The 24,378-nt window shown below is 66.8% G+C and carries 26 protein-coding genes; 11 read left to right on the top strand and 15 right to left on the bottom strand.

The annotated features are described in order from the left end of the window. Positions 1-2: 2 nt before the first annotated feature. The 5 genes from OG555_RS24230 to OG555_RS24210 form a co-directional block, all read right to left on the bottom strand. The gene (locus OG555_RS24230; RefSeq protein WP_329474824.1) at positions 3-140 is read right to left on the bottom strand and encodes a hypothetical protein; all 138 of its coding nucleotides are present in this window, start codon (positions 138-140) and stop codon (positions 3-5) included. A gap of 886 nt (positions 141-1,026) precedes the next feature. Beyond that, the gene (locus tag OG555_RS24225; protein ID WP_329484862.1) at positions 1,027-1,281 is read right to left on the bottom strand and encodes a helix-turn-helix domain-containing protein; all 255 of its coding nucleotides are present in this window, start codon (positions 1,279-1,281) and stop codon (positions 1,027-1,029) included. A 181-nt stretch (positions 1,282-1,462) separates the two neighbouring features. Then, entirely contained in the window at positions 1,463-2,050 is a 588-nt protein-coding gene (locus OG555_RS24220) for a DinB family protein (protein ID WP_329474823.1), read from the bottom strand. Positions 2,051-3,315: 1,265 nt separating this feature from the next. After that, positions 3,316-3,924: a DUF6624 domain-containing protein gene (locus OG555_RS24215; protein ID WP_329474822.1), complete on the bottom strand. Its 609-nt coding sequence runs from the start codon at positions 3,922-3,924 to the stop codon at positions 3,316-3,318. 239 nt (positions 3,925-4,163) lie between these two features. Continuing rightward, complete coding sequence (locus OG555_RS24210; protein ID WP_329474821.1) at positions 4,164-5,111, bottom strand: alpha/beta fold hydrolase; 948 nt, start codon at positions 5,109-5,111, stop codon at positions 4,164-4,166. A gap of 181 nt (positions 5,112-5,292) precedes the next feature. Between OG555_RS24210 and OG555_RS24205 the strand changes: the two genes are divergently transcribed. Beyond that, complete coding sequence (locus tag OG555_RS24205) at positions 5,293-6,180, top strand: sigma-70 family RNA polymerase sigma factor (protein ID WP_329474820.1); 888 nt, start codon at positions 5,293-5,295, stop codon at positions 6,178-6,180. Positions 6,181-6,242: 62 nt separating this feature from the next. Here OG555_RS24205 and OG555_RS24200 read toward each other — a convergent pair whose 3' ends face one another. Then, complete coding sequence (locus OG555_RS24200; protein WP_329474819.1) at positions 6,243-6,701, bottom strand: carboxymuconolactone decarboxylase family protein; 459 nt, start codon at positions 6,699-6,701, stop codon at positions 6,243-6,245. A gap of 917 nt (positions 6,702-7,618) precedes the next feature. On the opposite strand from OG555_RS24200, the gene OG555_RS24195 reads away from it, so the two are divergent. The 3 genes from OG555_RS24195 to OG555_RS24185 all read left to right on the top strand — a co-directional run bounded on the left by OG555_RS24195 (position 7,619) and on the right by OG555_RS24185 (position 10,082). Further along, a complete protein-coding gene (locus OG555_RS24195; RefSeq protein ID WP_329474818.1) occupies positions 7,619-8,413 on the top strand; it encodes a GNAT family N-acetyltransferase in 795 nt (264 codons plus the stop codon). A gap of 2 nt (positions 8,414-8,415) precedes the next feature. Then, the gene (gene infA / locus OG555_RS24190; protein WP_328519767.1) at positions 8,416-8,640 is read left to right on the top strand and encodes a translation initiation factor IF-1; all 225 of its coding nucleotides are present in this window, start codon (positions 8,416-8,418) and stop codon (positions 8,638-8,640) included. A gap of 566 nt (positions 8,641-9,206) precedes the next feature. After that, positions 9,207-10,082 (top strand): NAD-dependent epimerase/dehydratase family protein, encoded by an 876-nt coding sequence (locus tag OG555_RS24185; RefSeq protein ID WP_329474817.1) that lies wholly within the window; start codon positions 9,207-9,209, stop codon positions 10,080-10,082. A gap of 105 nt (positions 10,083-10,187) precedes the next feature. On the opposite strand, the gene OG555_RS24180 is transcribed toward OG555_RS24185, so the two are convergent. The 3 genes from OG555_RS24180 to OG555_RS24170 all read right to left on the bottom strand — a co-directional run bounded on the left by OG555_RS24180 (position 10,188) and on the right by OG555_RS24170 (position 13,323). Then, positions 10,188-11,081, bottom strand: coding sequence for a methyltransferase domain-containing protein (locus OG555_RS24180; RefSeq protein WP_329474816.1), 894 nt, complete (start codon positions 11,079-11,081; stop codon positions 10,188-10,190). Positions 11,082-11,216: 135 nt separating this feature from the next. Then, complete coding sequence (locus OG555_RS24175; RefSeq protein WP_329474815.1) at positions 11,217-12,140, bottom strand: phosphotransferase family protein; 924 nt, start codon at positions 12,138-12,140, stop codon at positions 11,217-11,219. A 406-nt stretch (positions 12,141-12,546) separates the two neighbouring features. After that, positions 12,547-13,323, bottom strand: coding sequence for a phytanoyl-CoA dioxygenase family protein (locus tag OG555_RS24170; RefSeq protein WP_329474814.1), 777 nt, complete (start codon positions 13,321-13,323; stop codon positions 12,547-12,549). A 704-nt stretch (positions 13,324-14,027) separates the two neighbouring features. On the opposite strand from OG555_RS24170, the gene OG555_RS24165 reads away from it, so the two are divergent. Continuing rightward, on the top strand, positions 14,028-14,285 hold the full coding sequence (locus OG555_RS24165) for a hypothetical protein (RefSeq protein WP_329474813.1): 258 nt from the start codon (positions 14,028-14,030) through the stop codon (positions 14,283-14,285). Positions 14,286-14,396: 111 nt separating this feature from the next. On the opposite strand, the gene OG555_RS24160 is transcribed toward OG555_RS24165, so the two are convergent. Continuing rightward, positions 14,397-15,272, bottom strand: a complete 876-nt coding sequence (locus tag OG555_RS24160; RefSeq protein ID WP_329474812.1) for an NAD(P)-dependent oxidoreductase — start codon at positions 15,270-15,272, stop codon at positions 14,397-14,399. 315 nt (positions 15,273-15,587) lie between these two features. After that, the gene (locus OG555_RS24155; protein ID WP_329474811.1) at positions 15,588-16,196 is read right to left on the bottom strand and encodes a DedA family protein; all 609 of its coding nucleotides are present in this window, start codon (positions 16,194-16,196) and stop codon (positions 15,588-15,590) included. Positions 16,197-16,382: 186 nt separating this feature from the next. On the opposite strand from OG555_RS24155, the gene OG555_RS24150 reads away from it, so the two are divergent. Next, the gene (locus OG555_RS24150) at positions 16,383-16,751 is read left to right on the top strand and encodes a response regulator transcription factor (RefSeq protein ID WP_329474810.1); all 369 of its coding nucleotides are present in this window, start codon (positions 16,383-16,385) and stop codon (positions 16,749-16,751) included. A 15-nt stretch (positions 16,752-16,766) separates the two neighbouring features. Here OG555_RS24150 and OG555_RS24145 read toward each other — a convergent pair whose 3' ends face one another. From OG555_RS24145 to OG555_RS24130, 4 genes are all read right to left on the bottom strand, one after another. Next, positions 16,767-17,465, bottom strand: coding sequence for a response regulator transcription factor (locus OG555_RS24145; RefSeq protein WP_329474809.1), 699 nt, complete (start codon positions 17,463-17,465; stop codon positions 16,767-16,769). Between the two features lie 153 nt (positions 17,466-17,618). Further along, positions 17,619-17,816: a hypothetical protein gene (locus OG555_RS24140; RefSeq protein ID WP_329474808.1), complete on the bottom strand. Its 198-nt coding sequence runs from the start codon at positions 17,814-17,816 to the stop codon at positions 17,619-17,621. 251 nt (positions 17,817-18,067) lie between these two features. Beyond that, positions 18,068-18,550, bottom strand: a complete 483-nt coding sequence (locus tag OG555_RS24135) for a universal stress protein (protein WP_329474807.1) — start codon at positions 18,548-18,550, stop codon at positions 18,068-18,070. A 26-nt stretch (positions 18,551-18,576) separates the two neighbouring features. Continuing rightward, positions 18,577-19,053 (bottom strand): MarR family winged helix-turn-helix transcriptional regulator, encoded by a 477-nt coding sequence (locus OG555_RS24130; protein ID WP_329474806.1) that lies wholly within the window; start codon positions 19,051-19,053, stop codon positions 18,577-18,579. Positions 19,054-19,130: 77 nt separating this feature from the next. On the opposite strand from OG555_RS24130, the gene OG555_RS24125 reads away from it, so the two are divergent. Genes OG555_RS24125 through OG555_RS24105 form a run of 5 tightly spaced genes read left to right on the top strand, consistent with a single transcriptional unit; the run spans position 19,131 to position 24,361 of the window. Further along, positions 19,131-20,048: a fumarylacetoacetate hydrolase family protein gene (locus tag OG555_RS24125; RefSeq protein ID WP_329474805.1), complete on the top strand. Its 918-nt coding sequence runs from the start codon at positions 19,131-19,133 to the stop codon at positions 20,046-20,048. After that, positions 20,048-20,971, top strand: coding sequence for a zinc-binding dehydrogenase (locus tag OG555_RS24120; protein ID WP_329474804.1), 924 nt, complete (start codon positions 20,048-20,050; stop codon positions 20,969-20,971). The genes OG555_RS24125 and OG555_RS24120 overlap by 1 nt, the downstream gene beginning before the upstream one ends. A 43-nt stretch (positions 20,972-21,014) precedes the next feature. Next, complete coding sequence (locus tag OG555_RS24115; RefSeq protein ID WP_329474803.1) at positions 21,015-22,079, top strand: alkene reductase; 1,065 nt, start codon at positions 21,015-21,017, stop codon at positions 22,077-22,079. Between the two features lie 33 nt (positions 22,080-22,112). Next, entirely contained in the window at positions 22,113-23,327 is a 1,215-nt protein-coding gene (locus OG555_RS24110; RefSeq protein ID WP_329484861.1) for an acyl-CoA dehydrogenase family protein, read from the top strand. Further along, entirely contained in the window at positions 23,324-24,361 is a 1,038-nt protein-coding gene (locus OG555_RS24105) for a phosphotransferase family protein (RefSeq protein WP_329474802.1), read from the top strand. The genes OG555_RS24110 and OG555_RS24105 overlap by 4 nt, the downstream gene beginning before the upstream one ends. The last annotated feature ends 17 nt before the right edge of the window (positions 24,362-24,378 follow it).

Below are 24,378 nucleotides of genomic sequence, written 5' to 3'. Positions count from 1 at the left end.
CATCAGAGCCGGCCGTCGACGAGGGTGACCGCGGCGGGCAGTCTCCGCAGCCGCAGCATCGCGACCGTCCCGAGCAGTGGCGCAATCGCGAGCGGCAGTAATGCGTAACGCCAACCGACGACATCGACGGCTACCGGCACGAGGCGAACGCTGACAACGATGTGATCGCAGCGGCAGGCGACGCGCATCGCGGTGTAGCCCTAGTTCTCTGCCTCCTTCAGCACGCTAGTGCCGCGTCAAGCGAGGTTGGGGAGGTAGTCCGGAGCGACCACTACCCCGAAGCCCCTCCCGGCGGCCAGGTGCGGGGTTCACCCCTGATCTGGTCCCTTCACCCCGGGTATGCGGTGGGTAGAAGGGTGCAGCTGCGAGGTTCTCCCCTGATCTGGTCCCTTCACCCCGGGTATGCGGTGGGTAGAAGGGTGCAGCTGCGAGGTTCTCCCCTGATCTGGTCCCTTCACCCCGGGTGTGCGGTGGGTAGAAGGGTGCAGTTGCGAGGTTCTCCCATGAAATTGACCGGGCGGAAGGCGAGTGCGGTAACGACCTCGACGTTTCCTGGCGAGGCACTAGTCGCGGATGAGGAGACCGCTGTCTGGTCAGGCTAGTCATCGAGGTTCCAGGCGCCTCAGGCTTTCTGCGCCGACACAAGGCGGCCTCCACCACGTACAGGGCTGACGGATACGAGTACCGTGGCCGTCCCGTCCGACGACCGGTATGACCGTGAGCAACTGAGGCGGCGACTCAAGCTCGCCGACCTCGCAACCCCGGCAGCCGCTCCTGCACACCTCTTTACGCACCTCAATCAGCGCGAGAGGACGGCTAGCTATGAGACCTGATGCGTCCAGCGCAACCGCTGAATCCGTTACCTGCAACAGATTTTGATTGCCTACGGCAATCCATGAGCAAGTTCGGCTGCAAATCAGCGGGTTCGGGGTTCGAGTCCCTGGCGGCGCACAAACATGCATGTCTGAGGCGGGTTCCGTCATGGTGAACCCATCCCAGGTGTGACTTGTGGGGTGGGCTGTGTCGCTAGGGGTCCTCAGCGATCGTCTCCAGTGCGTTGGCCTCCGCTGGGTTCTTGGCCGTGCGTCCCATGTAGACGTCCTGGGTCAGCGCCGCAACCTCGATGACCTCCGAGCGGCGACTGTTCGGTGTGCCGTAGACAGCGAGAGTCCGCTCGACCTCGTCGGCGTCGACCCGGACCCGGCCGTTCTCCATGAGACTGACTCGGTTCTGAGCGGACCCGTTCGAAGCCTCGGCCTCTTTCTGGGTGAGGCCCGCTATCCATCTCGCCTGATCGCTTACGCCGCCCGTCTGACCGTGGGTACCCGCATCGCCCCGCTAGCAATCATGGAGGGACGGTCCGGCGCGGCACGCGTCAAGACACCCCACGGGCGTCCCTCCGGGATCTCCGACCCTTGACCCGCGCGCTTGACACGTAACCATCAACCGTGGCTGTCTCCAGCTACGACTTGTCTGCGAACACGTCGGCTGCTGCCTGCAGTTTGGCCAGGTACTGACGCCACTTCTCGGCATCGCCGAATTCGGCCTGATCCGTTCCGCCGCGACCGTCGATGAGTTCTCGGACGACGTCGATGTGCCCTCCGTGGCGACATTCTTCCCCGAGCACAAGCGCGATCATCGCGCCGAGAGTCGTCCGGTTCCCCTCAGGCCAGTGCGGAACCGAGCCAGATGCATCGAGATCGAGCATCCGTATCGTCTCGTCGGCATACGCGCACGTTCGCTGGTACCAGCCGAGGATGTACTCGCTGGACTCATCGGGCCTCGCCCACATGTCGCCGCTGTTCCACAAGTCCTCGTCATCTCCCGGAACACGCTCAGGGAGGAGCGTGCGGCCAAAGGTCTCCCCGAGATAGGCATATTCCATACCGCAGAGATGCTTCATGACCCCGAGCAGGTTGGTCCCCGTTTGCGTCATCGGCCTGCGTAAGTCGTATTCGCTCAGTCCTTCAAGTTTGCTCAGATTCGACTCTCTCGCGCGCTGTAGCGCGTCGTGCTGCGAGATCTTCACGCCTTCCGTGCCGTCTGACACCTCAACCTCCGATCGGGCCGTCCTTGCGACCCCACTTGCAATCGACGTCACGACAGCCAAGCACGCCGGTCCGACATCGACACGAAATCGCCTCATGACAGCTCGCGGTCGAGCACGGAGACTGTGTCTCGGGTTGACACGTAACCGTCACCTGCGGACGCGCCAGCAACGGCAGACGACGGAGATTCGGTGCGCCTTGTGGGTCGGGATTCAACGGGCAACATGAGGAGCCAAGCCGCAGCGACGAGCACACACGAAGCGGCGAATGCCCAAGAAATAAAGGTCTTTCGGGCAAAGAGAGCAACATCGAGCAGAGCGGCCCGATTATCAGCGGGTTCGGGGTTCGAGTCCCTGGCGGCGCACATCAGCTCAGGTCACGCAAGTGCACTGGGCTTTGTCGTGCCTCAAGCGCACTCTTTACGCACTCGCTTGCCCAACGTCCGCTTCGAGCCGGCCTGCCGACCTCGGCGCTGTCGCTGGGCTGGCAGCGCCGGGACCACTCCGCCGAGCTTCATTTGATCGTGACCCGTGCGTCAGGTCACATCAGTTCGCATCGATGCCGCCTCTTCGGTTCTCCACGGCGACCAGCGTCGAGCCTCCAACCACCGCACCGATTGGAGGCTCGAGATGCCAGGACGACCATTGCCCATCCAGTACAAGTCACAAGCGAAGTACCGCGATCACGGCGCCGACGTCCGGCCGGTCTCCGCCGTCGCTTCGAGGGTCCGATCGCTGACGGCAAGCGCTCCCCGACATCGCTCGACACCTACCGTCGAGCCACCAAGAACCGCATCTCCCCGCCCTCGGACAACGCCACGTTCGGTGCAGCCACTACCTCACGCATCGATACCGTCCTGTCCAAGATGAAGGACGGCTCCGGTTCCCCACCGCAAACCTGCCACGCGATCTCTTAGGACCGATGAGACTCGCCGACCGCTACGGAGCGACCTCCGTCAACTCGGTCCGCGAGGTCGACGCCATCGGTTCCCGGCCCAAGAACCCACCCCGTGCCCTCGGCGGCGAAGAAGTCACCCTCCTGAGCAAAGCACCTTGCCGCCGACCACTACGCCGTACAGGCAGACCTCCCCGACCTCGTCGCGTTCGTGCTCGGCACCACGCGCCAAGACCTGTCGCATGCCGAAATCAAGACAAGTGGTCGTCTCGATCGCCGGGTGCGTTAGCAGCGACGGAGGACAGCCGGGCCGAGATCGCGGATTGAGCTGCAACGCAGGCTCGGATCACCGCGTACGTCGTAGGTTCGACGATCACGTCCGCCAGCCGACAGAGCGAGCCCAGGACGCGGCCGCCTCGTGGCGGGCGGCCGGGTTCTCGGGTCGCTGGTGGCCGTCCCGCAGTGCGTTGGCGCGGATGCGTGCAACGTTCTCGGCCAGGGAGTCGAGGCGTACGGCGCGGCGGCGTGCGTCGACGTCCGCCGGGTCGGCGATCGGGAGAGGGTTGAGCAGGCCGTCCTCGTCCCAGTCGAACTGGGTCCCGTAGCGCTGCGGCTTCCCCTCGAAGCTCAGGATGCGGTCCTCCAGCATCGCAACCTGGACCGGATCTACGTCCCCGTCCATCGCGGCCGCCTGTACGAGCGGCAGACCGCGCCGCATCACCGCCGGCGAGCCGATCGCATGCTGCAGCACCACGAACGCCGCCCGTGACGCATCCTCGCCTACGAGGACACGCCCCGGCCAGCCATGCGCGTCGATGATCGCGTCGAGCCGCGTGGCATTTCGCCGATGGACCTCCGCCATCCGGGAGTGATAGCCGTCGAATAGCGACCCGTCCGCCACCAGCTCCGCTCGCACGGCCTCATCCTCGGCCGCCATCGCCAGTAGCTCCTGCGCCAGGTCGCGGCCCGGTCCCTGCCTCATCGACATGCCGCCTCTCTTGTCTCCGACCCTCCGCGGCCATCCCAAGCCACTACAGGACGGCGCGTCAACCGTCCGATCCAGTGAGCTCCACCCGAAGTGCCCTCGCCACGTTTGTCTTCGGCCGCTCGAGCGTCCGACCGGTCGGGTTGGCCTGGTCGCCTTCCATCACGTCGTGGGCGAAGAGAGGGCTCAGGTCACAGACCGCTCTGACGAACATCGCCGTGCGTCGTCGCCTCCACTCAGACCAGGAAGTCGAGCAAGGACTTCGTGACCAGGTCCGGGTCTTCCTCGCACAGCCAGTGGAGGGCTTTGTCCACGGTGATGATGCCGCGGATGTCGGCTGCGATCTGGGGCAGTGTGTACTCGAACCACTGGCGCGACGTGGCGGCGATCAATCCCAGCAGCGGCATGGTGACCTTGGTGTAGGTCTTCATGTCGGCGATGTCCTGGTGGACGGCCTGGTACCACCCGTTGGAGGCCCGGATCGCGTCCGGCTCGTCGTACCAGGAGGTGTAGACGCGGCGGTCTGCGTCTGTGACGTTGCCCTGGTCCCGTAGACCGATGCCGTAGTGCCAGTCGATCAGGTACCTGGACCGGCCGTGCAGGAGTTGGCCGGGAAGCTCCTTGACCTGGTTGAAGGCCCACCACCACATGTGTACGCCGGCACCGGGCTTGGTCAGCATCGGCAGGTCGTAGAGGGTCTCGTCAGGGTGCAGGACGTCCAGGAGCGCGACTCGCCGCGTCGCGGCACCGTGGTTGGCCGCGAAGCTGAAGGCCACCATCGCCCCGATGTCGTGCCCGGCGATGTTGACCTGCCGGTAGCCGAGGCTGCGGACCAGTTCGTAGATGTCGCGAGCCATCGTCTTCTTGTCGTAGCCGCCGGCTGGGCGTTCCGAGGCGCCCATGCCGCGGATGTCGACGACGATCACCCGATAGTGCTGAGCGTGCAGCGGCATCACCTTGTGATAGCTCCACCACGTCGCCGGCCAGCCCGGCACCAGCACCAGCGGCTCACCCTTGCCCCCGGCAACGTAATGCAGTCGTACGCCGTTGACACGCGCGAAGTGGCTGTGGAAGTCGCCGTCCAGCCGCCTGGCCAGCAGCTCGTCGTCCATCCCTCTCGCCGGCCGGCGATCCGCCGTACCGAAGGCCTCGCCGGAAGCCGACGCGGCCAGTGAGGCGCCCACACCGACAGTGAGAGCCCTTCTCCTGCTCATTTCCATCTGGGGTTGCTCCTATGTCGTCGACCGGGGATCCCGGTCCTCGCTGCACTGACGCAGCCCGGCGGGTGAAGGTGACATCTGCATCAGTCACCTCGGCTCGGTTTGATCCGTCAGATCCCTGACAGTGAACGGAGAAGGGTGAGCGATGAACGAGCAGGACTATCTGGCCGACGGATTCGAGACGCACCGGCCGCATCTGAAGGCGGTCGCCTACCGGATGCTCGGCTCCTTGAGCGAGGCCGACGACGCGGTGCAGGAGGCATGGCTGCGGCTGAACCGCACCGACACCAGCGATGTGGAGAACCTCGGCGGCTGGCTCACGACGGTCGTCGGACGGGTCTGCCTGGATCTCCTCCGCCGTCGCACCGCCCGCCGCGAGGCGCGGTACGAGGCACATCTCCCGGACCCGATCGTGAGCCGCGACGAGACGGTCAATCCTGAGGACGAGGTCCTGATCGCCGACTCGGTCGGGCTTGCGCTGCTGGTGGTCCTCGAGTCGCTCGGGCCGGCTGAACGACTCGCCTTCGTCCTGCATGATCTGTTCGGCGTGCCGTTCGAGGAGATCGCGACGATCCTCCAGCGCACGGTCCCCGCGGCCAAGCAGCTGGCCAGTCGCGCCCGGCGCCGGGTGCGTACAGCGGCACCGGCGCCGGATCCCGATCTCGCCCTGCAACGTCGCGTGGTCGAGGCATTCCAGGCGGCATCGCGCGACGGGGATTTCGCCGCGCTGGTCACTCTGTTACATCCAGACGTCGTACTGCGTGCGGACCGCGGTCTGATCGCAGGCGCCAGCTGGACCGAGATCCGCGGGGTTGCCTCGGTTGCCGGCCAGGCGATGACATTCCGCCGACTGTCCGCCTTCCCGCTGCCGGTGCTTGTCAACGGCAACGCCGGTCTGATCACCGTGGCCGACGGTCAGCCGATGGCGGTGATGAGCTTCACGATCACGGGCGGCAAGGTCGTTGCCATCGACATCCTCGCCGACCCCGCGCGGCTGCGGCAGCTCGACATCGACGTACTCATCGCGGACTAAGGCCCAGCGATACCCTTCCCGATCCGGTGTCGCCGTGCGCGGCTGCGCGAGTACGCCGAACCTCAGCCCCAGGTGGCGCCGGCAGGCTCACGGATTGTGGTGTTCAGGCGATTGAACAGGTTGGTGATGCCGATCATCAGGATGATCGCGGCCAACTGCTGCTCATCGAAGTGGTCCGCCGCCTCCGACCAGATCTCGTCGGACACCGCCTCCGGGTGATCCGCCAGCCGGGTCGCGGCCTCGGCCATCGCGAGCGCGGCCCGCTCGGCGTCGGTGAACAGGTCCGACTCGCGCCAGGCGACGACCTGCAGCAAGCGGTCGTCACTCTCCCCGGCCTTCCGCGCGCTCTTCACCCCGGCGTCAACGCACGGGCTGCAACCGTTGATCTGACTTGCACGCAGATGCACCAACTCCAGGGTGGTTTGCGGGACTCCGCCCTTGTGCATCGCCTTGTAGATGTTCTGGATTCCCGTCATCGCGTCCGGAAGCACCATGGCGGGATTCTTCATCCTGGCAGTCATCTTGTTCTTCTCCGTTGATCCTCATGGAATTGATTCGCCACACTGACGAATCCTGCTGAGGAAAGGTGACAGCCCGAAGGAGAAGGCTTCGCGCTGCTCCACGAGGCGCGCACCCAGCCCTGGGGGTCAGACGTCGCTCGGCTCCAGTCGAGCGAGGGTTCGATCATCGGCCTGTCGTACGCACCGGCGATGCACGCCTAACTCGTTCCTTGGTACGGCCGTTCCGTCAAGTGCCGGGACGCCGAGTACCCCCGCTGCGTACTTTCAGCATCACTCCTAACCACTGAGCCCCCCAGCGGACCCATACCGTAAAGGACATGTCCGCGTCGCCGTACCCCGTATGGCTCCAGGCGAGTTGCACGGGTACACGCGTAGATGGATGTGTATCGGCGGCGGTCGGCGCAGGTGACAGTTGAGCCGTCGCACCCGGTCCGTCCTTGGCCTGCTCAGGTCCGCACAGCCGGCGACGAGGCTGACGGTGGCGACGCTTGAGGTAAGTAGTGCCTCGCCAAGAACCGTCGAGGTCGTCACCGCACGCGCCTTCCGCCCAGGTCAATTTCCGGGGAGAACCTCGCAGCTGCACCCTTCTACCCACCGCATACCCGGGGTGAAGGGACCAGATCAGGGGTGAACCTCGCACCTGGCCGCCGGGACGGGCTTCGGGGTAGTGGGTCGCTCCGGATTACCTGAGTCCCTCCCCGTTCCCCGAGCCTCTCGGGACACCTTGCCCGTAAATGGTTGGCTGGTGCGGTGGACCGGTTGGTACCGTGCCGTGGTCCGTGACATCACGCCTGGAGGTGAGACCCATGAACGCTGTAGCGCAGTGGGTGCTCCCCCTCGTGGTCACGGGCGGGCGATTGACATAGGTGTCGCCGGGAGCGCCTCCAGAAGTTCGGCACTCCCGAAGGGAAACACCTATGAACTCTTTGCCTAACAGTGCGGGCCTCGGTGCCCACGCGGTGACGATCTCGCGCGTCGCGGTGAATCAGTGGCACGCGGTGGAGAACGACCTCGTCGTCGGCCGTGGTCACGCTTCGCGCCGGCTCGACGGCCGGACCTTCCTCAGTATCGACACCTGGCGCGCCGCCGTCTTCGACCGGCTCGCCGCCGCGATGCTGGCCGACCAGTCGACACCGCTGTACACGGTGGTCGACGAGACCGACCGCGACCTCACGGCCAGTTGGGTCCGCGCGGGGTTCGCGACGTGGCGCCGCGAATCGGAGTTCGTCGTACCCACGGGACTCACCCGGGCGACCGTACCGTCAGGGGTGCTCATCGCGACCGCCGACGACGTGGCCGAGGCTCCGCTGCGTGATCTGGACCAGGCGATTCGCGACGAGGTCGAGTCCACCGTCGGCTGGCAGACGATGCCCGCCGAGGTACTGCCCTGGCAAGGCGGGACGAGGCCGATCGACACATCGAAGTACACGGTCGCGGTACGGGACGACCGGTACGTCGGGCTGGTCCGGGTAGCCACGATGACCCGGCGCCCGCGCATCGGGCTGGTCGCGGTTCTGGCGGCCGAGCAACGGCACGGCATCGCCCGGGCGTTGCTGAGTCAAGTGCTGGGCGGGCTGCACCGCTCTGGTTTCGAAGCAGCCACGGCAGAGATCGACGAGACCAACACGGCCGCGATGGCGCTGTTCGAGGGGTTCGGCGCACGCCGTACGGGCGGCAGTCTGGAACTGATCCGCCGGCCGGAAGGGGCCTGACGATGCCGAGGACAGCAGGCGGCATCGAAGTCGAGGGCACCGTCGTCGAGTGCCTCCGCAACGCCAACTTCCGGGTCGAACTCACCAACGGCCACCAGGTGCTCGCCCACATCAGCGGGAAGATCCGGAAGAACTACATCAAGATCCTCCCCGAAGACCGCGTCCTCGTGGAGCTCAGCCCCTACGACCTGACCCGAGGCCGGATCATCTTCCGCTACCGAACCTGACCCACCGATGCCGCGCTCGGCAGTCCCGCTGCCGAGCGCGGGTTGTGACTCCTCGCGTGAATCTCCATCCCGAGCGGACACACCTTGGGGAACCACGATCACAAGTTCCAGGGCCGACCCCCTGGGCATCGCACAACCCGCACAGGCGCAGAGCTGCGGACTGCCACCGGTGAGGAGTGAACAGAGTTCGAAACCACTTCCTTGCTGCGCAAGGCCGCCATCGGAGACTGCCACCGCCCGTACGGCACACCCGGCAAGATCGCTCGACTGCCGGCGTACGTATCAGTGCAGCGACATCCGGACGGACACGGCCCTCGCGGCCTGTCCGAATACTGTCAGCCGGTTGTCTTGTCACAAGCTCCCGTGCTGAGGTTGTCGGTGGGTTCCCCGGCCGTCAAGGGGATGTTCCGACTGTGAGGTGCCCGGCCGGACCGTGGCCGGGGAACCCACCACCAGTTGCGACCTTCTCTATCGACGTACTCCTCCCGGTCCCTCGACTCGGCGGCCGCCCCGCCCCGGTAGCGTCGCCCCCGCACGTGCTTCCCGACTTGACGTGGAGGATCCGAATGAGCACAGTCCTGGTCACCGGAGCATCAGGCGTCGCCGGACGGGAGGTCTCCCGACGGCTCGCCGCGGCAGGCAATCACGTGCGGCGCGCGGACGTCACCCCCTCGCCCGATCCCGCAGACGCCGCGATCGGCGAATTCGTGCGCTGCGACACCCGCACGCCGACCGACGTGCTCGAGGCGGTGGAGGCCTGCGACGCAGTCGTACACCTCGCGGCCTGGCACAACGCACACCGCCCGGGCGTCAGCGACGCGACGATCTTCGCGGTCAACGTCGACGGCACCTTCAACGTCGTCCAAGCACGCCGGGCGGCCGGCATCCGCAGTGTCGTCTTCGCCTCCTCGATGGCGTACGGCTGGGGCAGCGTCTACAGCGTCACCAAGGTCCTCGGCGAGGATCTCTGGAGGATGTACCAGGAGAGCACCGGGGCCTCGGTCGCGCTCCTGCGTTACCACGGCTTCGTGCCCGAGCCCTACCTGCGCTGGGGCGAGCGGCTGCTGCGGAACGGCGTCGACGTACGCGATATCGCGACCGCGACGGCCGCCGCGACCGAGGCCGCCCTCGCGCACCGCTTCGACCTGTTCCGTACGATCGTGCACAGCGACCACGGGATGCCGGAGGAGGTCCGCGCCGACTTCGCCGCGCACGGTGCCGAGTGGTCGGAGTCACGGATGCCGGGCGCAGCGGCACTGATCGAACGCCACGGACTCGCGCTGCCGGACAGCGTCGAGCAGCACGACCTCAGCGAGGCGGCTGACCTGCTCGGCTGGCGCCCGGAGCACGACTTCGTCGAGTTCATCACCGACCTGCAACGACGCGAAGCAGCAGGGGAAGACGTCGGCGCACTCTGGGCCCCAGGCCGCATCCCGGCCTGAGCCTCCGCCGACATCCAGCCCTCGACGGCGCGTCTGGTGAGCACACCAGCCCTAGGTCAACTCCTTAGCGCTGCAGGGCAGGTCGGACAGCGCCTGGATCCGCACCTAGCCGAGTGCCGGCGGGTGCTCGGCTGGACGGCGTCCCCAGGCCGAGATCAGCGGCGCGAGTGTCAGGTCGAGTTCGCCCGCGTCGATGGCGGCCAGGTGCGCGTCGATCTCGGCGTCGTCGGCCAGGCCGGCCGCGAGCAGTTCGCCGCGCACGTGCCGGATGGTCGACGCCTCCAGCCGGTCGCAGGCCAGCCCGCCGACCGGGAAAGAGCCCGCCGCGGCGACATCTATCAACCCGGCCTCACGCAATGCCCGCGGCAGTGTCCGGCCGTAGCGAAGGTCCGCGCCGCGGCGCGTCAACAGCTCCCGGACCGCGTCGCGCAGCCGATTGGCCCGCTGCTGCGCAGGGCCGCTGTCGTCCAGGCATGCCAGTGGCTGCAGAGCGGTATCGGCGTCCTCGACCAGCAGCCAGCCGCCGGGCCGTAGCGCTGCCGCCATCGTTGCCAACGCCCGAGCCCGGTCGGGTACGTGGACCAGCACGAGCCGGGCGTGCACCAGATCGAACGTCCCCGGCTCCGGGGGCGGATCAGCGGCGACGTCGTGCCGGCGCACCTCGTACCCGTCGCCTGCCTTCAGCCACGACGGGTCGATGTCCGTGGCCAGCACGTGCCCGGTCGGACCGACGGCCGCCGTGAGCGCCTCCGGGATACCGGGGCCACCGGCCCCCACTTCCCAGCAGCGCGAGCCAGCCCTGACCCCCAGTCGATCGAAGTGCCCGCGCGTCACACCGTCGAACAGCTCGGCCAGCCAAACGAATCGCTCGCCCGCCTCGGCGCGCGCGTTGTCCAGCAGGTACCCGCCGGCGGGAGCGGACTCTCCACCGAGCGCGGTAGTCCCACCTATCGGATCCGGTCGGCCACCGACGTGCGGCGGGCGGGGCGAAGAGGTCACCACTACATGGTCAACCTCCCCAGGCCACCAGCGCCACGACGACGGGAGAGGGACATCTCACACAGCCAGCGAACCCCGCACGTCCTACAGCCCGGTTCTGCACCGCGGCGTACCCGGCACAGAAGCGGGTCACTGTCACACGAGCAGCGTCTCGAGCTCGGGAAGTCGGCCGGACATGTCGGGTAGGCCGCGTACGCCGTTGCGCACGGACTCGTGCGACAGCGCGAGGTCAGGGCCTGTGCCCGCCTCGACACCGGCCAGGCAACGGAGGATGTTCCACCTTGTGTGCCCCAGCCAGCCGCCGATCATGAACACGAACCAGCTCGGTCCCGCCGGCGGCAGCGCTCCGCCTCCTGCAACATAGCCGTCGAGGACCGAGCGGAAGATGGCGGGCTCGATGTCGTCGAAGCCAGGTCCCTTCGCGAGGCTCAGCGCGGTCGAGCCGAGCTCACCGGCCAGGTCGAGCATCCCCGAGAGCTCCCAGTCGAGTACTACCGGCCGACCGTCTCGAGCGAGCAGGTTCCACGGTTGGATGTCCTTGTGGGTCAGCACAACGGGGCCTGGCCGTTCGCAGGTGTCGACGAAGTGGGCAATCGCGAGGAGCGTCTCGACCTGGGAGGCGAGCTCGTCGGCCCACGGCTGTCCGGTCGCCGCCGCCCGCTCGGCGAGCTCGGGCCAGTCCCGTGGCGCCGGGTCCTCGATCGACACGTGGGTCCACTCGACGTCCAACGCGTGGAGGCGCGCGAGAATCTCACCGATCTCGAGCGCGTACGCCTCCGACACCGGTGCTTCGGGCATCTTCTTTCCCTCGACCCACCGGTGCACGAGCGTGTCGTGGCTGGCCGAGATCGGCTCTGGCATCGGGATGCCGGCCGCGAAGGCCGCCCGCTCGAACCTGAACACGTCCTCGATGTGGTAGGTCGAGCGGCGGTCGACGAGGTTCAACTCCTTCACCGCGAACGACCCCTGGTCGGTGTCGAGCCGGTACGTCCGGTTGGCGAACCCGCCGTGGACCCGGATCATCGGCCCGATCGGCGCACCGAGATGCGAAAGACTCACCCCACGCACTCTAGGACTCGCAGTCCATCGATGCACCGGAATTGCCCGGAATGCCTGCAACCAGGCCGGTTGGACTGGTGAAGGGCTGCCGGGAGGGCACCTGCCGGAAGCGGGCAGCAGTTCGGCGGCGCAACCGGCCTGACACGCTCGCGTGATGTCCGAAAGCTTGCCTAGAGCAACACTGAGATCGTGGCCCGCCTACTCGAGCTGCGTCTGCAAGCAGCCCGATCAACGAGCCGGGGCGTCAGCAGCGGCTCTCGGCCTCGGCACGAGGCCGCCGCAGATCGTCGTTGACGCCTATGTCAGCTGCTGGGTTGACTGGTTGCGGGTCAGGTCGAATCGGACACGAGGCACCGGCCTCCCAACTCAGCGAAAGGCCGGTGTCGCGGGGAAGCGAGTCCGTGCGTCAGATCGGCAGCGGATCGTAGTTGGCGCCGAACGGGGCGTCCGGCCTGGCGAACTCCCCCATCAGTGCCCGCCTCAGGGGCGTGGTGCGCTCGAGGAACTCGGGGTCGTTGCTGAAACGGTCGGCCATGCGGACCCACGGTGGGCTGTAGACGTAGTGCGTTGTAAAGCGGTCGTAGTCGCCATCGTGGCGGAAGGATCGATGCCAGACGCCGTTGTGGAACACCAGAGCAGCCCCGGCCTCGGCGCACACGACATGGCCGATCGCGATGTCGTCGTTGCGCTCACGGATTGCGTCAGGTAGACCGACTCGCGAGCGGTGGCTGCCGGGAATCAGCTCCATGTTGCCCATGCCGGGCACGGTCTGATCGGTGAGCAGATACGACACGCGGAGCTGAAGCAGGGGAACCGGGAATCCCAGGTCCTTGAAGTCGAAGGCGGACGATCCGTCCTGGTGCCAACGGCCGTTCCCCGCGTGCGCCGGCTGCATGGTGTTCCAGCCGGCCTGCAGCACGAATCGGTCGCCGAGCAGACCCTGCACCTTCGGAAGGACGTCAGGATGATCTATGAGCCGCTCGAGAACCGGCTCGCTCTCGTAGGTCCGGCCGATCTGCCCGAACTCGCGGTCGCGTGTCTGGTGCAGACGCCGCGAAACGTCGTACGCCTCCGCGGCCTCCTCCTTGGTCAAGACGTTGGGAATCATGAAGTAGCCCCACGACTCGAAGATGAAGCGGTCAGTCTCGGTCAGCTGACCTTTGTCGACGACGGGATCGAGCATCACTGTGTCCTCTTCTTCATGTTGTTGGAACGGCTTCTCGGATCTGGCATCGCAGCGACCAGGGAGCTGGACGGATCACCAAATCGGGTGGTGGTCAGCGCAGCAGCCACCATCTCCAGGCAACCCACGGATGGTGGCTGTCAGTGTTCACTGAGGTGCTCAGATCCTCAGGGCACGCGACCATCGCCGGAAACGGGGCAAGGCGATGGGGTCCTGAGGTTCCGCCTGAACCTCGTGCAGGTGCGAGCGGAGCTCATGGCAGTCCGCCGGCATGCGGCTCGCCAGGCCGTGCACGAGGTGGATGGTTGCGGTCACGATCCAATTCTGACGCCAGTCGTATACCGATAAACATCCAACTCACTCAGATTGGCACCAACTCAGAACTCGTTGACGAAACCGCGCCGGACTTTGCGGATCACGACCTGTCCGCGGATCTGGGGCGCGATCCGCGTCAGCTCCAGAGTCCGGCGCGTTCACAAGGCGACGCTAGCCCTTTGCCGGGAAGGAGGGTAGCCAGGCCACCCAGCTAGCAGGGATGCGGACCCCCTCTTGGCCAGCACTCCGAATTGCCGCTGGCGGCGATGCCGGCGGCCCACCCGAAGGCCAATCCTGGTCACCGTGGACAAGCGGACCGAAACTTCGCGCCGGGTTGGCCTTCAGCTCGGCACTTCATCAGATTGCCGTCGCCCGAGGGGCGGTCAGGGATGACGTCTGAGGCAACGACACGGCCGGTCTGGCTGAAGATCTGGCAGTCCGAGCGCCAGAGGTCCGTGATGCCGTCCGCCATAGCGATCCACCGGTCGGTCGAGATGCACGTGGCGTCCAAGGCGGGCGTCGCGCTGACCATCCAGCAACTCCGCCGGGCCGCGGTCTACACAGTGCGGTACGACGAGGAGAGCGACCGCCTGCTGCACGAGGTGTTCGCGCCGTACGGCATCCCCTATCGGCAGCCGACCGCATGAGGGCCGTGGACGCGATGGCCGCATAGCCGCCGACCGGCCATCCGCTGCGCTGGCGGACGTTGGCGGTCACTCAACTCGCCGCGTTCATGGCACTGCTCTTCGCGGCTGTGGTCACACCGGACGTCGTCCCCCGTCCGAGGTGATCGTGGGGATCACCGCCGAATAGTCGAGGTCGGCCGCGCCGGCCACGGCCGCCTCCTCGAGCCAGTCACGGGACGCCGCCGCCACCTCCAGCCGCCGGCCGTTCTGCTCGGCGATCTCGACGACCAGGTTGAGATCCTTGAGAGCCAGGCTGAGCTTGAAGTTGGCAGGGTAGGTGCCGGATTCGACGTTGGCGCGTTTGGCCACGACGGTGCCCGCGATCGGGGTGTCACTCAGTACGTCGAGTACGACGGAACGCTCCAGCCCGAAGTCGTCGCCGAGGGCAAGGGCTTCGCCGAAGGCGGCGATGGCCGCGCCGAGCGTGGAGTTCACGACGACCTTGGTGGCCGCGCCCGCTCCGAGCCCGCCGACGTGGTGCAGCGTGCCGAGTGGCGTGAGGATCGGCTCCACGCGCTGGAATTCGGAGGGATCCGCGCCGACGTAGATGGCCAGCCGACCGGTAGTGGCCTGGGGAACGCTGCCCCGCACGGGCGCGTCGACCATGGCGACGCCGGCTGGCAGGCGGGATGCGACCGAGCGCACCGCGTCCGGACCCACCGTCGACATGTCGATGAGCAACTGCCCTGGTGCCAGCGCCGCGGCCAGTCCGTTCTCGCCGAACACGACCTGCTCGAGCGCGTCCGCGTTGGTCACCATGGTGATCGCGGCATCGGCACCCGCGATCGCCTCCATCGGCGTCGATGCGGCCGTAGCGCCGTGGTCGGTCAGCGGTTTGGTCTTCGCAGCGGTCCTGTTCCATACGGTCACGTCATGACCGGCCTCGAGCAACCGAGTGGCCATGGGTGTGCCCATCAGGCCGAGACCGATGAATGCCAGCTTCGCCATTGTGTACTCCTCTCACATGGCTTCCGGGTTCTGTCGGGTACTGCCTCGGATCACGCTGCGGGAGTGATCACCGAGTAGACGTGGTGGAAGCCGATCAAGTCGAGCTTGCCATCGAGGAAGCTCTGCGCGCTGATCCGGTCCACCGTCGCGTAACCGGGCTGCCACGGAGAGCAGGAGCGTCGACACCACCATCGGCCCTTTCGACCATTGCCGGCGAGCCTTCCCTTCCGCCCGTCCCACGACGCCGCTGGAGCGACCGGATGTCGTCACGGTCAGCGGCCATTCGCCGTACCGGCTGGCGGCAAATCACGGTGTTCAACGGACCCGGTGCCTCTTTCGGATGCGGAGAAGGACGAAGACGGCGGCGGCCACAGCGATCAGCACGAGGGGCACAGAGGTGAGAGCGTGGTTCAGCGTCGTCAGCGAGGCGGAGAATACGTAGCCGAGCAGCACGCAGCCCGCACCCCAGACGACGGCGCCGGCCACATTCCACGGCAGGAACGTACGCAGGTACGGCATCCCTGCCATGCCGGCCATGCCCGGTGTCAGTGCTCGCAGGCCGGCGGTGAATCGGCCGAGCAGCACGGCCCGTCCGCCGTGCCGCCGAAGGAAGTCATCGGTTCGCCGCCATCGATCGTCGCCGACCCGGCGACCCAACCGGGACGATCGCAGCGTCGGTCCGAGGCGACGCCCGACCTCATAGCCCACGCTGTCGCCGAGGGCCGCCGAGCCGATCGCGACCGCCACCATCGGCCACAAGGAGATCCAGCCCTGGTGGGCGGCGAATCCGGCCACCACCAAGGCCGTCTCGCCGGGAAGAACCAGCCCGAGCATGACCGCGGCCTCGGCACAGGCGAGACCGCCGGCGATGACGTAGAACCACGCCCCGAGCTGTCCACCGAGCTGCTGCAGGTATCCGAGCATCGTCAGGTGGTCCTGAGCCGACGCCGGCTGATCGAGTGCCGCACACCAACCACGGTGCCAGCCCGTCCCGCCGTTCTCCTTACCGCCAGCGCGAAGACCGGGGTCATGACAGCAGGAACCCCGGCGCTACTGGTGGGTTCAGCTAGCCGGATTGTCCGTGAACCGGTCGGTTGGCATGCTGAACCCATGGAGTTGCGCTGCTTGATCGTTGATGACAGCCGTCATTTCCTGGCGGCTGCACGCGGTCTGCTGGAGCGCGAGGGCATGGTGGTCGCGGCCGTGGCGTCGAACGGGGACGACGCGGTACGGCGCGCCACGGAACTCGGACCGGACGTCACCTTGGTCGACATCGACCTCGGCGGGGAGAGCGGCTTCGACGTCGTACGGCGGCTGACCCGCGAGACCGACTTGGCGCCGGCGACGGTGATCCTGGTCTCCACCCACGCCGAGGAGGACTACGCGGAGCTGATCTCGGCCAGCCCGGTCGCCGGGTTCTTGCCCAAGACGAGGCTGTCCGCTCCCGCCATCCGCGATCTGCTCGGGCTGCCGGCTTGACTGTGGCCGGCCTGGTCAGCGGGATTCGAGGAAGGTGACCACCGCGAGCACCCGGCGGTGGTCGTCGTCGGCCTCCGGCAGGCTCAGCTTGGCCAGGATGTGCCGGACGTGCTTCTCCACGGTCCCCTCCGTCACCCACAACCGTCGCGCGATGCCGGCGTTCGAACGTCCCTCGGCCATCAGCGCGAGTACCTCGTGCTCCCGCTGGCTCAGCCCGGCCAGTGGGTCGTTACGCCGCCGCGCTCCTACCAGCTCCTGCACCAGCGCGGGATCCATCACCGAACCACCCCTGATGATCCGCTCCAGCGTCTCGACGAACTCGTCCACATCCGTCACCCGGCTCTTGAGCAGGTAGCCGATCCGCTGACCGGTGGCCAGCAACTCCATCGCATGCTCGACCTCGGCGTGGGCCGAGAGCAGCAGGATGCCGATCTCCGGGAGCTGCTTGCGGATCTCCCGCGCGGCGTCCAGTCCCTCGGTGGTGTTGGTCGGCGGCATCCGGATGTCCATCACGACCAGATCGGGCTTCAGGTCGCGCACGAGCGGAAGGATCCACGCGCTGTCGCCGGTCTGCCCGACCACGTCGAACCCCGACCGCTCCAGCAGGCCGGCCAGGCCGGCACGGAGGAGGACATCGTCCTCAGCCAGCAGCACGCGCGACACAGCTCTACCTTCGTCGCTCTGTGTGCGCTGGTCGGACGGCTCAGTCGGCATGTCAACGAGTATCCCCGGGGCCTGGCCGCTCCCGCTACCTGCCAGCCGGAGCCCTTGTGCGTCCTGACGAGAGGAAGCATCGCCCACGACCGCCGGCCTTACAGCGTACGAGTCCACGGCGCGACCCGCCGCCACGCAGCGTGGTCAATTCGATCACTCAGCGCTGACCTGCAGGTGTGCGAGTACGCGTGCCGCCATGAGCTCGATCTCCGCCAGCTCGGCGTGCAGCTTGCGAACCTCGTCGTCTCCCCAGATCTGCGAGGCGAACCGGTGATGCGTGATCGCCGTGATCATCAGAAATCGAGCCTGGGTGGGATCGAACGCACCGCCCAGCCAGTTTGCGCGCTCCATTGCCGGATCGTTGCCTCCAGCATCATCTCCACCACGCGGCTGGCACCGCCTCCGGTGCGCCTCATCGGGCAGGACGCGGTCGTTGTGAGCCCGCGCCGTCGGCTCGCCGCAACTCCTTGGCCCTGACAATGCCCGGATCCCGAGGATCGAGCGGCAGCGCGTCGGAATCCCGAGGGTTTGCTGCCGGGTACCGCCACTCCCGGCACGCCGGGACAGCGGCAGGGCGCGGCGCTCGTTCTCGACTGCCGCGGTCAGGGTACGACAACCACGACAGGTGCGTCCTTTCGGCAGATCAGGCGATGGCTGAGGGACCCGGCGACCTGGTGCCACCTCTTCGCGGACCGGCCGACCACGACGAGTTTGGCGTTGACGCTGCGCGCGACGTCAGCCAGGGTTTCGGTGGCGTTGCCGTACGCGCTGACAAAGCTGACCGAGATGCCGAGGTCGTGGACAAGGCGCTTTGCTTCGTCTTCGAGCTCGCCGGCGATCGCTTGTCTGGTGTTCTCGAGGCCGGCGTAGTCGTACGGCACAGCGAGAGCGGCCGCGGGTTCGGTGAAAGGCATGACGTAGACGACGATGAGTCTGCCGTTGGAGCGCAGCGCTTCCCCGGCTGCCCAGGAGAATGCGTCCCAACTGGTCGGCGAACCGTCGACTCCTGCGACGATGACTGGTGCCGCAGGATCTGCCTGGTACACCGGACTCTGCGTCCGCGCAACGGCGGGGTCATCGGTCATTGTGATCACCTCATCGGCAACGGATGTCAGTCTGTGCGGCTGTTCTGATTCTCGGCAGCAAGTTCGGCCAGGCGGAGAAGCGCCGGCAGTGCCGCCGTGAGCGCGCCGGTGTCCTGTTCGTCGAGCTCGTCGATCAACCCCGTGAGCATCGCCGCGCCGGCCCGGCGCAGACCGCGAAGGTGTTGTCGCCCCGCCCGGGTGATCGCGACCAGGACCACTCGGGCGTCGGCAGGATCACGGCGGCGTTCGGCGAGGCCGAGCTTTTCCAGTTGGGTCACCAGAGCGGTCATCGACGGCTGGGTCACATCCTCGTTCACGGCAAGGTCCGTCAATCGCCGCGCACCGGTGCGCTCCAGGGTGACCAACGTCGAGGCGGCGGTCAGCCCCAGCGTCCGGTCGCGGCGCCGGATCGCGATGCCGGCCAGCGCGAAAAGCGTCTCGACGAGCACTGGGCGAAGTCGATGGCTGTTCCGAAAATATAGCATCTGTCGGATGATTCTCATTATGGCATAAAATCGATTTATTCGATATGATCGGTTCTTCCGGCAACATCGTGTCTGCGATCTGTGATGGAGGTTCTATGCGCACGGCGAACCTGGACGGCCGCCTTGTCCTGATGACCGACTCGGGTGCCGTCGACGTGAGCGTCACATCGTCCGGCCGATTCGGTTCGGACCCCCAATCGGCACTGGAGCAGTGGGACGAGCTGCGGGAGTGGGCGGCGACTGTCGACCTGCCAGGCGAGCCCGTCAAGGAATCGCTGCTCGGCCCGCCAGTACCCCGGCCGCGCCAGGTCTTCGGTATCGGCATGAACTATGCGAGTCACGCGGCCGAGTCCGGTATGGAAATTCCGCTTCACCCTGCGACGTTCACCAAGTTTCCTACCTGCATCACCGGCCCCAACGCCACTGTCGTCCTGCCCAGCGAGAAGGTCGACTGGGAGGTCGAGCTGGTCGCCGTGATCGGGCGCCGTGCGTGGGCCGTCGACGAAGCAGATGCGATGGACCACATCGCCGGGTTCACCGTGGGGCAGGATCTGTCCGAGCGCGGCGTCCAGTGGCGCAAACCGCACCCACAGTTCTCGCTCGGCAAGTCGTTCCCCGGATTCGGCCCGATCGGGCCATCCCTCGTGACCATCGACGAGCTCTCCGACCCCCACGATCTCGCGATCACCGCGACGCTCAACGGGGAGACGATCCAGACCGGCAGGACCAGTGACCTGATCTTCTCCGTACCACGCCTGGTCGCCGAGTTGTCGTCGATCGTCGCGCTACTTCCCGGAGATCTGATCTTCACCGGTACACCGTCGGGAGTGGGCGCGACGCGCTCGCCTCAGCGGTTTCTCCAGCCAGGGGACGAACTGATCTCGACGATCGAGGGAATCGGTTCCATCCTGACGACGTTCGGCCGTGGGCAGCACCGCAGGGATACCCGGATGCCTCCGACTTCCCGCACAGTCGACCTTCCTGCCGAACCTGCCAACTCAGGAGCAGCCTGATGTCCAACCGTGCCCTCGTGGCCGATCCCGACCACCCGGTGACGATGCGTCCGGCCGAGGTGGCCGACCCATCACCTTCGGACGCACAAGTCGTCATCGAGGTGCGCCACGCGTCACTCAATCATGGCGATCTCAACGACGCGGTTTCCGGACGCCTGGCGCCGGGTGACGTGCTCGGATCGGACATCGCCGGAATCGTGGTGCAAGCCGCAGCCGACGGCAGCGGGCCCGCGCTCGGTGCCCGGGTCGTAGCGCTCGCCGTCGGAGGGTTCGCACAGCGGGTCGCAGTGGACTCGGACTCGGTGGCCGTCGTACCGGATGATCTCGACCTCGTCCTGGCGGCTGGGCTCCCGGTGGCGGGCCTTGCCGCGCTGAGGACACTTCGAGCCGGCGGGTCGTCGTTGGGCAAGAGGGTGCTGGTCACCGGGGCCTCCGGCGGGGTCGGGACCTTCGCCGTGCAGCTCGCGGCGGCCTCAGGTGCCCACGTCATCGCCGCCGTCGGTAGTCCGGAGAGAGGGCAAGGGCTGAGCGAACTCGGTGCCGACGAAGTGGTTGTCGGACTCGATGGCCTCGACCCGGTCGACCTCGTGATCGAAAGCGTCGGTGGGCCGCTGATGACACAGGCGTGGACCCTGCTGGCGCCTGGCGGGAGTCTGCAGAGTGTCGGCTGGACCTCAGGAGAACCTGCCGTACTACCTCCGTACGCAACGGTGGGACCGGTCAAGTCGCTGTCGTCGTACCTCACGCTCGGGCCGGTCGGGAAGGATCTGGCCGATCTGGTCGGGCTCGCGGTGGCGGGCCGGCTGACTGTCCGTGTCGGGTGGCGCGGGGACTGGGCCCGGATCGAGGAAGCGACCAAGGCATTGCGCGACCGTAAGGTGCACGGCAAGGCGATCCTCGACCTGACCGACCAGCTCACATGACTGCCCGAGACGAGGGTGCGTTCGTTCGAGGCAGGCTGGGTTGATGAAGCTCTTCGAGCCGATGACCGTCGGGGCCTGGCAACTGCCGAACCGCATCGTCATGGCTGCGATGACTCGGGCCAGAGCCACCTCGCGCGGGATTCCGACCCAGCTCACCGTGGAGTACTACGCTCAACGCGCGACGGCCGGCCTCATCGTCACCGAAGGAATCCAGCCCAGTTCCACCGGGCAGGGCTACCTGAACACGCCCGGCCTCTACACGACCGACCAGGTTCGTGGATGGCGTCGAGTGACGGACGCCGTCCATGACCGTGACGGGCGAATCATCGCCCAGTTGATGCATGCCGGGCGCGTAGGGCATCCCAGTAATCGCGAGGGCCAGCAGTCGATCGCTCCCTCCGCACTCTGTGCACCCGGGACGGTCCGGACCTCCGAAGGACTGCTTCCACATGCACTTCCGCATGCCCTCGGCACGGAGGAAGTCAGCCGAGTAGCGGACGAGTTCGCCCTGGCCGCCCGATTCGCGATCGCGGCCGGCTTCGACGGCGTCGAAATCCATGCAGCGAACGGCTATCTCGTCCACCAGTTCCTCTCACCGGCGTCGAACGTCAGAACCGACCGGTACGGCGGGAGCCCCCAGTTCCGCGCACGGTTCGCGATCGAGGTCGCATCGAAGGTCGCCGGTGCTATCGGCGGGAATCGCGTCGGAATGCGATTGTCCCCGGGCAACCAGGCCAAAGGGGTCCTCGAGTGCGACTCGGCGGCGACCGCGGCCACCTACACGCACCTGGTGGGTGCGCTGCGAGGGCTGAAGCTCGCCTATCTGAGCGTGATCGGCGATCCGGCCGCAGCACTGATTCAACGTCTGCGCACACAGTTCGGTGGACCGGTCATGATCAACAGCGGATCCGACTGGGCCACCGACCGAGACCGAGCGACCTGGCTCGTGTCGCAGAACCGGGCTGACATGGTCGCCGTGGGGCGCGCATTCATCGCAAATCCGGACTTGGTCGAGCGCTGGAGGACCAGCGCCGATGTCAACGAGCATGACCCTGAGACCTTCTACGGCGGCGGATCCAGCGGATACACCGACTACTCCACCCTGTAGGCAGATCATCCTTGAGGAGTACCTGTGTTCGAGATGTCCGAGAAGGCCAGGGACTACCAGGATCGGCTACACGCTTTCATGGATGAGCGGATCTATCCCGCCGAGTCCGTGTACGCGTCGCAGATGGAGCAGTCGGGCGATCCGCACTTCCATCCGCCGGTCCTGGAGGAGTTGAAGGCCGAGGCGCGCAGGCGCGGACTGTGGAATCTGTTCCACCCGCACGCCGAGTGGGGCCCGGGCCTCACCAACCTGGAGTACGCGCCGCTCGCCGAGATCATGGGTCGCAGTGCCCAGTTGGCGCCGGAGGCAACCAATTGCAACGCCCCCGACACGGGCAACATGGAAGTACTGACGTTGTTCGGTACCGACGAGCACAAGGAGCGGTGGCTGATGCCACTGCTCGCCGGTGAGATCGCGTCGGCGTTCGCGATGACCGAGCCGGCGGTGGCGAGCTCGGATGCGACGAACGTGCAGTTGCGCATCGAGCGCGATGGCGACGAGTACGTGCTCGATGGACGCAAGTGGTGGACGTCGAACGCGCTGCACAAGAACTGCCGGGTGCTGATCGTGATGGGTAAGACCGATGTCGCCGCTCCGCCGCATCGACAGCAGAGCATGCTGGTCGTGCCGATGGACACGCCAGGTGTCACGGTCGTGCGGAATCTGCCGGTGTTCGGCTACCAGGATCGCGAAGGGCACGGCGAGGTGCACTTCGACGCGGTTCGCGTACCCAGAGCAGCACTACTCGCCGGCGAAGGCGATGGGTTCATGATCAGCCAGGCGAGACTCGGCCCGGGCAGGATCCACCATTGCATGCGCTCGATCGGGATGGCCGAGCGTGCCCTGGACCTGATGATCGACAGAGCTCAGCAGCGCACGACCTTCGGTGAGCCGCTGGCGAATCGGTCCAACATCCAGGACTGGATCGCCGAGGCCCGGATCGAGATCGACATGGCACGGCTCCTGACGTTGAACGCCGCGTACCTGATGGACACGGTCGGCAACCAGGTCGCGCGGACCGAGATCGCCGCTATCAAGGTCGCGGCTCCGCAGATCGCGCTGAAGGTCATCGACCGGGCGATCCAGGTCCACGGCGGCGGCGGGCTTTCCGATGACTTTCCGCTGGCCAACATGTATGCACATCAACGGGCACTGCGGCTCGTCGACGGTCCGGACGAGGTCCACAAGCGGACCATCGCCAGGATGGAACTGCGGCGACGGGACCCGAACTGGGGCAAGCGGCCATGACGGGCAGGCAGACTGAAGCCGGTGCCCTGCCAGGCGTCGACCTCGAAGTCGTCGTTGGGTGGCTCGGCGATGCCGGCCTGGAGGTCAGCGCTCCACTGACCGGCCAACGGGTTGGTGTCGGCCAGTCCAATCTGACCTATCTGCTGATGGATGCGGCTGGGCGGCAGTGGATCCTGCGGCGGCCACCGCTCGGCTCTCTCTTGCAGTCGGCGCACGATGTCGCCCGAGAGCATCGGATCATGGCCGCACTGAACCGGTCTGCGGTACCGGTTCCCAAGGTGATCGGCCTCTGGCACGACCAGACCGACCAGCTCCTGATGGATTATGTCGATGGACTCGTCATCGACCGGATGGAGGTTGCAGCCGGTCAGTCGGAGCTTGTCCGGGCAGCGGCCGGACGGTCCATCGCCCGAACGCTCGCCGAGATCCACGCGGTTGATCTCGAGCGGGCAGGTCTGCTCGATCTCGCGAGCCACCGCCCCTATGCCGAGCGACAGCTCAAGCGCTGGGAACGGCAACTGGAAGCAAGCAAGACCCGCGAACGTCCGGACTTGGATCGGCTCACGGCGCGTCTTCGGGCAAGCGTTCCCGCACAACGGGAACTGGTACTCGTCCATGGGGACCTGCACATTCGGAACGTCATCTGCGCGGCGGGAACCGGGGAGGTGCTGGCTGCTCTCGACTGGGAACTGTCGACGCTCGGCGACCCCATCGCCGATCTCGGCACTCTCCTCGCGTACTGGCCGGAGAAGGCGGACAGCTCGGACTGGCGTTTCGCCGCCTCGACGCTGCCAGGTTTCCCGAGTCAGCCCGAACTGGTCGACGAGTACGTGCTTGCCACCGGGCGAGACATCGCTGCTCTGGGTTTCTGGCACGTGCTGGGAGTGTGGAAGGTCGCCATCATCGCCGAAGGAATTCGGCAACGCTTCCAAGGCGATGCGCGCAATGCGCCGACGGGCGGACCGCCATCTCCGGCGTCGATCGACTATCTGGTCGACGAAGCCTGGGAGCTCGTCGATCGCTACAGAATCTGAGGTGTTCACCCGAGGTT

It is taken from the genome of Kribbella sp. NBC_01484 (assembly GCF_036227145.1).
Taxonomy (GTDB): domain Bacteria; phylum Actinomycetota; class Actinomycetes; order Propionibacteriales; family Kribbellaceae; genus Kribbella.
The sequence above is the reverse complement of the archived record's forward strand: the minus strand, read 5'-3'. Positions and strand labels throughout refer to the sequence as shown.

Bases quoted from the DNA above. Each gene is read 5' to 3' on its own strand.
- OG555_RS24125 (WP_329474805.1), top strand. From the start codon at position 19,131: ATGCGCACGGCGAACCTGGACGGCCGCCTTGTCCTGATGACCGACTCG.
- OG555_RS24215 (WP_329474822.1), bottom strand. From the start codon at position 3,924: ATGAGGCAGGGACCGGGCCGCGACCTGGCGCAGGAGCTACTGGCGATG.
- OG555_RS24140 (WP_329474808.1), bottom strand. From the start codon at position 17,816: ATGGAGCGCGCAAACTGGCTGGGCGGTGCGTTCGATCCCACCCAGGCT.
- OG555_RS24200 (WP_329474819.1), bottom strand. From the start codon at position 6,701: ATGACTGCCAGGATGAAGAATCCCGCCATGGTGCTTCCGGACGCGATG.
- OG555_RS24185 (WP_329474817.1), top strand. From the start codon at position 9,207: ATGAGCACAGTCCTGGTCACCGGAGCATCAGGCGTCGCCGGACGGGAG.
- OG555_RS24145 (WP_329474809.1), bottom strand. From the start codon at position 17,465: ATGCCGACTGAGCCGTCCGACCAGCGCACACAGAGCGACGAAGGTAGA.
- OG555_RS24155 (WP_329474811.1), bottom strand. From the start codon at position 16,196: ATGCTCGGATACCTGCAGCAGCTCGGTGGACAGCTCGGGGCGTGGTTC.
- OG555_RS24205 (WP_329474820.1), top strand. From the start codon at position 5,293: ATGAACGAGCAGGACTATCTGGCCGACGGATTCGAGACGCACCGGCCG.
- OG555_RS24195 (WP_329474818.1), top strand. From the start codon at position 7,619: ATGAACTCTTTGCCTAACAGTGCGGGCCTCGGTGCCCACGCGGTGACG.
- OG555_RS24110 (WP_329484861.1), top strand. From the start codon at position 22,113: ATGTCCGAGAAGGCCAGGGACTACCAGGATCGGCTACACGCTTTCATG.
- OG555_RS24135 (WP_329474807.1), bottom strand. From the start codon at position 18,550: ATGACCGATGACCCCGCCGTTGCGCGGACGCAGAGTCCGGTGTACCAG.
- OG555_RS24105 (WP_329474802.1), top strand. From the start codon at position 23,324: ATGACGGGCAGGCAGACTGAAGCCGGTGCCCTGCCAGGCGTCGACCTC.
- infA (WP_328519767.1), top strand. From the start codon at position 8,416: ATGCCGAGGACAGCAGGCGGCATCGAAGTCGAGGGCACCGTCGTCGAG.
- OG555_RS24130 (WP_329474806.1), bottom strand. From the start codon at position 19,053: ATGAGAATCATCCGACAGATGCTATATTTTCGGAACAGCCATCGACTT.
- OG555_RS24120 (WP_329474804.1), top strand. From the start codon at position 20,048: ATGTCCAACCGTGCCCTCGTGGCCGATCCCGACCACCCGGTGACGATG.
- OG555_RS24160 (WP_329474812.1), bottom strand. From the start codon at position 15,272: ATGGCGAAGCTGGCATTCATCGGTCTCGGCCTGATGGGCACACCCATG.
- OG555_RS24170 (WP_329474814.1), bottom strand. From the start codon at position 13,323: ATGCTCGATCCCGTCGTCGACAAAGGTCAGCTGACCGAGACTGACCGC.
- OG555_RS24165 (WP_329474813.1), top strand. From the start codon at position 14,028: ATGACGTCTGAGGCAACGACACGGCCGGTCTGGCTGAAGATCTGGCAG.
- OG555_RS24150 (WP_329474810.1), top strand. From the start codon at position 16,383: ATGGAGTTGCGCTGCTTGATCGTTGATGACAGCCGTCATTTCCTGGCG.
- OG555_RS24115 (WP_329474803.1), top strand. From the start codon at position 21,015: ATGAAGCTCTTCGAGCCGATGACCGTCGGGGCCTGGCAACTGCCGAAC.